This is a genomic window from Streptomyces pathocidini (genome assembly GCF_001418495.1).
Lineage (GTDB): Bacteria > Actinomycetota > Actinomycetes > Streptomycetales > Streptomycetaceae > Streptomyces > Streptomyces pathocidini.
This window is the reverse complement of the sequence record NZ_LIQY01000012.1, coordinates 1-6,545: the sequence shown is the minus strand read 5'-3', so window position 1 is coordinate 6,545 and position 6,545 is coordinate 1. Positions and strand designations below refer to the sequence as shown.

At 74.1% G+C, this 6,545-nt stretch carries 3 protein-coding genes and 3 pseudogenes; 4 read left to right on the top strand and 2 right to left on the bottom strand.

What is annotated here, in order from left to right; translation table 11 throughout:
• A pseudogene (locus AOK16_RS25005) lies at positions 1-142 on the bottom strand (LamB/YcsF family protein); the annotation flags it as partial.
• Positions 143-217: 75 nt separating this feature from the next.
• Positions 218-1,552, bottom strand: a complete 1,335-nt coding sequence (locus AOK16_RS00855; RefSeq protein ID WP_055470251.1) for an MFS transporter — start codon at positions 1,550-1,552, stop codon at positions 218-220.
• A gap of 67 nt (positions 1,553-1,619) precedes the next feature.
• Between AOK16_RS00855 and AOK16_RS29155 the strand changes: the two are divergent.
• The 4 genes and pseudogenes from AOK16_RS29155 to AOK16_RS00840 all read left to right on the top strand — a co-directional run.
• Positions 1,620-1,757: pseudogene (locus AOK16_RS29155) on the top strand (GntR family transcriptional regulator); the annotation flags it as partial.
• A gap of 124 nt (positions 1,758-1,881) precedes the next feature.
• On the top strand, positions 1,882-3,438 hold the full coding sequence (locus tag AOK16_RS00850; protein ID WP_055470250.1) for a hypothetical protein: 1,557 nt from the start codon (positions 1,882-1,884) through the stop codon (positions 3,436-3,438).
• Between the two features lie 237 nt (positions 3,439-3,675).
• Positions 3,676-4,605 (top strand): hypothetical protein, encoded by a 930-nt coding sequence (locus AOK16_RS00845; RefSeq protein ID WP_079100919.1) that lies wholly within the window; start codon positions 3,676-3,678, stop codon positions 4,603-4,605.
• A 79-nt stretch (positions 4,606-4,684) separates the two neighbouring features.
• Positions 4,685-6,545, top strand: a pseudogene (locus AOK16_RS00840) (hypothetical protein); the annotation flags it as partial.

The following is a 6,545-nucleotide window of genomic DNA, read 5'->3' as shown; positions in this document are numbered from 1 at the left end:
CGGGCCGGGCCCGGCCCGTTGCAACCTCCGCCGCGCCGATCTGGTAAGCGATCTCGTCCGCCGGCTCGTCGGGCGGCACGTCCATCGCGCGCCGCCCGAAGCCCGCCAGATCGCGGTACGAGACCTGCGCGCCGATGACGACCGCGCCGTCCGGCTGTCGTGGCCGCGGACTGCTCAGAACAGTTCGCGGACTGCTCAGAACCGGTTCGGGGTCGGCTCAGACCAGTTCGCGGCCGCGGGTCTCCGGCAGTCCGATCAGGGCCAGCGCCGCGATGCCGTAGCCGACGGCGCCGAAGACCAGCGCGCCGCCCACCCCCCAGCTGTCCGCGAGGAAGCCGACCAGGGAGGGGAAGAACGCGCCCACGGCGCGGCCGGTGTTGTACGTGAAGCCCTGTCCGGTGCCGCGCACGGCGGTCGGGTAGAGCTCGCTCAGGAACGAGCCGAACCCGCTGAAGATCGCGGAGGTGCAGAAGCCGAGCGGGAAGGAGAGGGCGAGCAGCAGCCCGTTCGCCCCGGACGGGATGTTGGTGAAGGCGAGGACGCACAGCGCCGAGAGGACCGCGAAGAGGACGATGTTCCGCTTCCTGCCCAGCTTGTCGGTGAGCAGGCCGCCGGTGAGGTAGCCGATGAACGCGCCCGAGATGAGGAAGGCCAGATAGCCGCCCGTGCCGACGACCGTCAGCCCGCGCTCGGACTTCAGATAGGTCGGCACCCAGGTGGCGAGGGTGTAGTAGCCGCCCTGGACGCCGGTGGACATCAGGGCGGCGAAGAGCGTGGTCCTGCCCAGGCCGGACCGGAAGACCGCGGCGAACGAGCCCTTGGCGGAGCTCTCGGCGCGGCGCTCTGCCGCCTCGGGGGCGTCGCTGACGTTGCGCCGGACGTAGAGGACGAGCAGCGCGGGCAGGGCGCCCGTCCAGAACATCACGCGCCAGGCCGTGGCCTCGTCGAGGAACTGGAAGACGAGCGTGGAGACCAGCACCGCGAGCGCCCAGCCGGCGGCCCAGGCGCTCTGGACGACGCCGAGGGTGCGGCCGCGGTGTTTCGCCGTGGCGTATTCGGCCACGAGGATCGCGCCGACCGCCCACTCGCCGCCGAATCCGAGCCCCTGGAGCGCCCGGAACACCAGCAGCGTCTCGTAGTTGGGCGCGAAGCCGCACAGGACGGTGAAGAGGGCGTACGCGATGACGGTGATCATCAGGGCCTTCACCCGGCCGATCCGGTCGGCCAGGATTCCGGCCGCCGCGCCGCCGACGCCGGAGAGGACCAGCGTGACGGTGGTCAGCAGGCCGGTCTGGCCGCTGTTCAGACCGAAGTGGGCCGCGATGGCGACCATGCTCAGTGGCAGGGTGAAGAAGTCGTAGGAGTCCAGGGCGTATCCGCCGAACGCGCCGCCGAAGGCGCGCCGCCCGCGCGGGCTCAGGGCGCGGAACCAGGCGAGAGGGCCGGTGTCCTCGCGCGTCGCCGAGCCGCCTTCGCGATCGCTGCCGGCGGAAGCGGCGGCTGGTGCGGAGGCCGCGGCTGGTGCGGCCAGGTGAGGGGGAGTCGTGCTCATGTGCACCTCGCAGAGGGGGAGTTGGTGCCATGGAGGACGGAAGCTGCTCGACAAGGTAGGGGATCGCGCGGTCGTACGAGGCCTCGGCCGGCGGCCGTACGCCCTGGGCGCGGTCGCCGTGGCGGTCGTGGAAGGGCGGCGGGCCGCCGGGGAGGAGGACCGGAAGGGCGTCGCGACCGCCAACATCCACTTCCACCGCGAGCTCGCCCCCTGGCGGGTGAACTTTGCTCTCGCCCCACTGGTAATGGCTGGGGCGCCCAATGGCTGGGGTCGCCGCCCCATCCGTGCCGTTTCGGTCGTTGTCAGTCCGAGGACCTAATCTGTCCACCGTGACTTCGCACGCCTCGGACCTCGCTCCGCCCCAGCTCAGTGGGGCACAGCTCGGCTCGGCTGCCCGGCCCGCACCCGGCCCGGCCGCCGACGAAGGGCTGGCCCGGCGGCTGCGCGCGCTCGCCTGCACGGCGCCGCTGCACGATCTGGACACCCGCAAGGCCAACCTCGCGGGGGAGTACGGGGTCTACGCGATGGCGGAGGTGGCGCTCGCCGCCATCGATCTCGTCACGCTGAACATGGACTTCGACACCGGGGCCGACCACGAGCAGATAGTGGCCAGGCTGCTGCCGCGCGTCGCCGCCCAGGCCCCCGCCAGGCCCGCGGCGGAGCATGAGCGGGTCGCCCGCTGGGTCCTGGAGAACCTCATCAACGTCGGCAGTGTGGACCGCGGATTCCGCGCCGTCTACGGCACGTTCGGGCCCGACGGGGCGTATGTGCGGCGCGACTACGACTTCAAGCTGATCGAGGAGGTGCCCGGGCACGGCGGCAGCGTCTATCTGCGCACGACGGACGAGGCGGTCAACGTGCTCGTCGGCGCGCTGGACACGGACGTGACCAGTGCCCAGATCGCCGCCGAGGTCAAGCTCGAGGTGCTGATCAGCCGGGGCAGGCTGGCCGACGCCCAACTCGCCGCGGAGCAGGCCCGCTACCGCACCGTGCAGTACGCGGAGACGCTCCGCAGGACGCTGGACGCGACCCGGCGCAACGTCCGCGCCGTCGACTGGCTGAGCACCGTCCCCGACATGATCGCCGAGGCGCTCGACCACGTCGCGGACCGCTACCGGCACGAGAACGCGATCCTCACCAACATCCGCCGCGCGCGCGACGAGGCGGAGACCGGTTCCGATCCGAAGATGGGGGAGCACAAGCGGCGGGCGGCCGAGCTGGTCGACATAGTCAAGGACTGCATCCGGCGCCACACCCAGCTCCAGTCCCGACTGCTGGAGGCCGGACCGCTGTTCCGCGCCGAACAGGACCGGCAGGCCTTCGCCACGCCCGCGACCCGCACCGGGCTCGACCTGTACGGGCAGCTCGTCGCCCCCGTCCTTCCGCTGCCGCTGGAGCGGGCGACGCGCGTGACGGACGCGTTCTTCGCGCGGGGCACCGGCTTTCGCACGCCCGCCGCCGTACGGGTCGGCGACCTCGTGGAGCTGCTGCTCACGCCGCCGGTCGAGCGGGAGTACCTCGGGGCGGAGATGCCCGAGCCGGAGCTGATCGCCACCCCCGACGACAGCCGCTTCAGCGAGGAGCAGCTGGCCTCCGCGATGGAGCTGCTCGACCTTCCGGCGGACGCGCCGCGGCGCCTGTCGGGGCTGCTCGCCGACGCGCGGCGGCGCGACCCCGAGCTGCCGTACCTGGTCGCGCTGCTGGCGGTCCACGCCGCGAGTCCGCCGGTCGGCACGGCCTACCGCCAGGGCGAACAGCGCCTCCTCTTCGCCGTCGACGACGGCACCGCCCTCGACGATCCCGAATTCGGCGGCGCGGACCTGATCGTGGGCACGGCCCTGCTGGACGCGGCGGGCATGGCCGCCGAGCGGGCGGAGGTGGCGTGATGGACAGGGCCATGGTTCGACCCCTGCTGCGGGCAGGTGTTCCACAGGGGCCGGAGTCCCCCGGAGGGAGTCCGGGGGAGGGTGGGCACCACGGGCCACCGGCGGGCAGTCGCGTATGAAACCCGCGCTACGGGCGGTGGTCGGCGTCCGGAGCGGCCACGCTCCGGTGGCGGGCACAGGCCGGCCCAACGCCTGCCACGACCTTTCGACAACTCTCGACAAGGAGCAGCAGCTGTGATCGCCGAGCATGATGCCGACGAGACCCCGCCCCCCACGGGAGAGGGCGGCGCGCTGCCCGCGGCCGGGCCGTACGCCACGCGGGGTGCCGGCGCCGCCCCCGTCGGCGGTGTCACGCCCGCGGACGCCGCCGACGCCGCGCGGCTCGTCGCGTTCGGGCTCCAGCCCAAGCTCGTGCCCGCGCGGGATGCGGAGTACGCGGAACTGCTGAGGCGCCACCGCGAGGAGCCCGGCTTCGCACGGCTCGCCGACGCCGTCGCGGCCGGTCTCGGCCTGATCGTCCTGGAGGTGTCCAGCCGCGCCGGCATGGCCGTCGCGGCGGCCGAGGACTCGGTGTTCGCCGTCCGCATGGGCGACTACGCGCGCCGCGCCTCCGCCGACTCAGGCGACCGCTTCCTCCACGGACTCGCCCACCTCGCGGTCGCGGCCATGGCCTTCCCCCGCCCCGAGGACCTGGCCGACGACGGGTACATCGGCCGGATCACCGTGAACGGCGTCGACGCGTTCGTACGGCAGGCCTGCCGCCGCCTGGAGGAGCGGGCCGAGGAGCGCGGCGAGAACACCGACCCGGCCTCCGACGCCCCCGGCCTGGAGGCCGCCTGGCGGGTCTGGGCCCGGCGCACCGCCACCGGCGCCACCAAGGACGCGCGCCGGCTGGCCGGTTCGACCACCGGCATCGTCGGCAAGGCCGTCGCCTTCCTCACTGACTCCGGCTTCCTCCAGCGCACCGGCGACGACGCGGGCGGCGCCTACCGCACCACCGCCCGTTACCAGTTGCAGATCCGCGACATGGCGGGCAGCGCCGCCATGGCCGAGCTGCTGGAGCTCGGCGTCGTTTCCGTCAGCGACGGCACGGCGACCCTGCTGCCACCCGACGACACCGACGACCTGGATCTGGTCGCCGAGGCCGGCCTGCCCTTCCACAGCTGAGCCGAGCCCGGCGAACAGACTGCGAACAGACCGACACCGACAACCGACCGCCACCCACGAACAACGAGAGTCCGCCGCCATGTACGAGCTGTCCAGGGTCCGCCTCTACTCCATCGGGCCCGCCGGTGCGCGCTACGCCGACACCGTGCTGGACCTGCGCGGGGTGGGCGAGCCCGTGGCCAGCCCCGCGCCCGCGCAGGCGGACTTCTTCGAGGACGAGCCGACCGGCCCGCCGCGCCGCCCCGCGCCCGCGGGCGTGCTCTTCCTGGAGAACGGCGGCGGCAAGTCCGTACTCCTCAAGCTGATCTTCTCGGTCATGCTGCCCGGCCACCGCAACACCCTCGGCGGCGCCAGCTCCGGTGTGCTGCGGAAGTTCCTGCTGGCCGACGACTGCGGGCACGTGGCGCTGGAGTGGCAGCACACCGTCACTGGCGAGTGCGTGGTGGTGGGCAAGGTGAGCGAGTGGCGCGGGCGCCAGGTCTCCAACGACCCACGGAAGTTCGCCGAGGCGTGGTACTCGTTCCGGCCGGGGCCCGGGATGTCGCTCGACTCCCTCCCCGTCGCCGAGACCGCGACCGTACGCCCCATCGCCGAGGGCGCCTCCGGGGCGCGCGGGCGGCGCCGCACGATGAAGGGGTTCCGCGACGCGATCGCCGAGGCCGGCAAGGCGTACCCGAACCTGGACGTCGTCTGGGAGGAGATCCACGAGCGCTGGAACGAGCACCTCGGCGACCTCGGCCTCGATCCCGAACTCTTCCGTTACCAGCGAGAGATGAACGCCGACGAGGGCGAGGCGGCGGGTCTGTTCGCGGTCAAGAACGACTCCGACTTCACCGACCTGCTGCTGCGCGCCGTCACCGACACCCGCGACACCGACGGACTCGCCGACCTCGTGCACGGCTTCGCGCACAAGCTGGGGCGGCGGGCCGAGCTGACCGCGGAGCGCGAGTTCACGGCCGACTCACTGGAGTTGCTGCGGCGGATCGCCGAGGCGGCGGAGATGCGGGGGAGCGCCCGCGAGGTGCACGCCGGCGCGGAGCGCCGCACCCGTACGTTCGCCCGGCGGCTCTCCGCGCGCGGCGCGCGTGAGCGCGGGCGCGCCGCCGAGCTGGCCCAACAGGTCACCACGGCCGCACACGCCGTGGACGAGGCCGAGGAGGTGCGCGGCCGCAGTCGGCTCGTGGCGGCCGAACTCGCCTACCGGCATGCATCGTTGGCGCTGACCGCCGCCGAGAAGGCGGCCGCCGCGCAACGCCGCGAGCTGGGCGACGCACGCACCCTGCACGCCGCCTGGCAGGCGGCCGAGACCGTGCTGCGGCACCGCGCCGCCGCCGACCGCTCCGCGCGCGTAGCTGCGGCGATCCGCGAGGCGGAGCGGGACGCAGCCCCGGCCCTGGTCGCCCGCGCCCGCGCCGCGTCCGATCTCGTACGGGCGCTGCACGCCGCCGCAGAGGACGGCGAGCGCCTCGCCAACGAGCAGGAGGAGCGGTCCACGGCTCTTCAGGAGGTGGGGGAGGCGGCCCACCACGACGCCACCGCTGCCGCCACCGAGGCGCAGCGCGCCCGCAGCGAGGCCGAGCATCTGCGGCAGCGGCTCGCCGAGGTCGAGCAGGAGACCGCCGAGGCCGTACGGGCGGGCTGGCTGGAGGTGCCCGGGGCCGCCGGTGGGGGGCCCGAGGCCGACCCCGCCCGCGCCGCGCTGGCCGCCAGCGACGCGGAGACGACCGCGGTCGCCGCCTGGGAGGGCGCGCGGGACGCGGCACGGCGGGCCGCCGACCGGGCGCGCGAGGCCGCGGCCGACGAGTCCCGGGCCGAACTGGCCGCGGCCCGCGCGGCGGACGCGGCCCAGGCCGCCGAGTCCAACCATGCGGCGGAGCGCCGCGCGGCGGAGTCCATCGGCGCGGACGAACGCCTGGCGGAACTCCTGAGCCTCCCGCCCC

What these genes read in the sequence shown, in the direction of transcription:
- AOK16_RS00855 (WP_055470251.1), bottom strand. Translation starts at nt 1,552, where the DNA reads ATGAGCACGACTCCCCCTCACCTGGCCGCACCAGCCGCGGCCTCCGCA.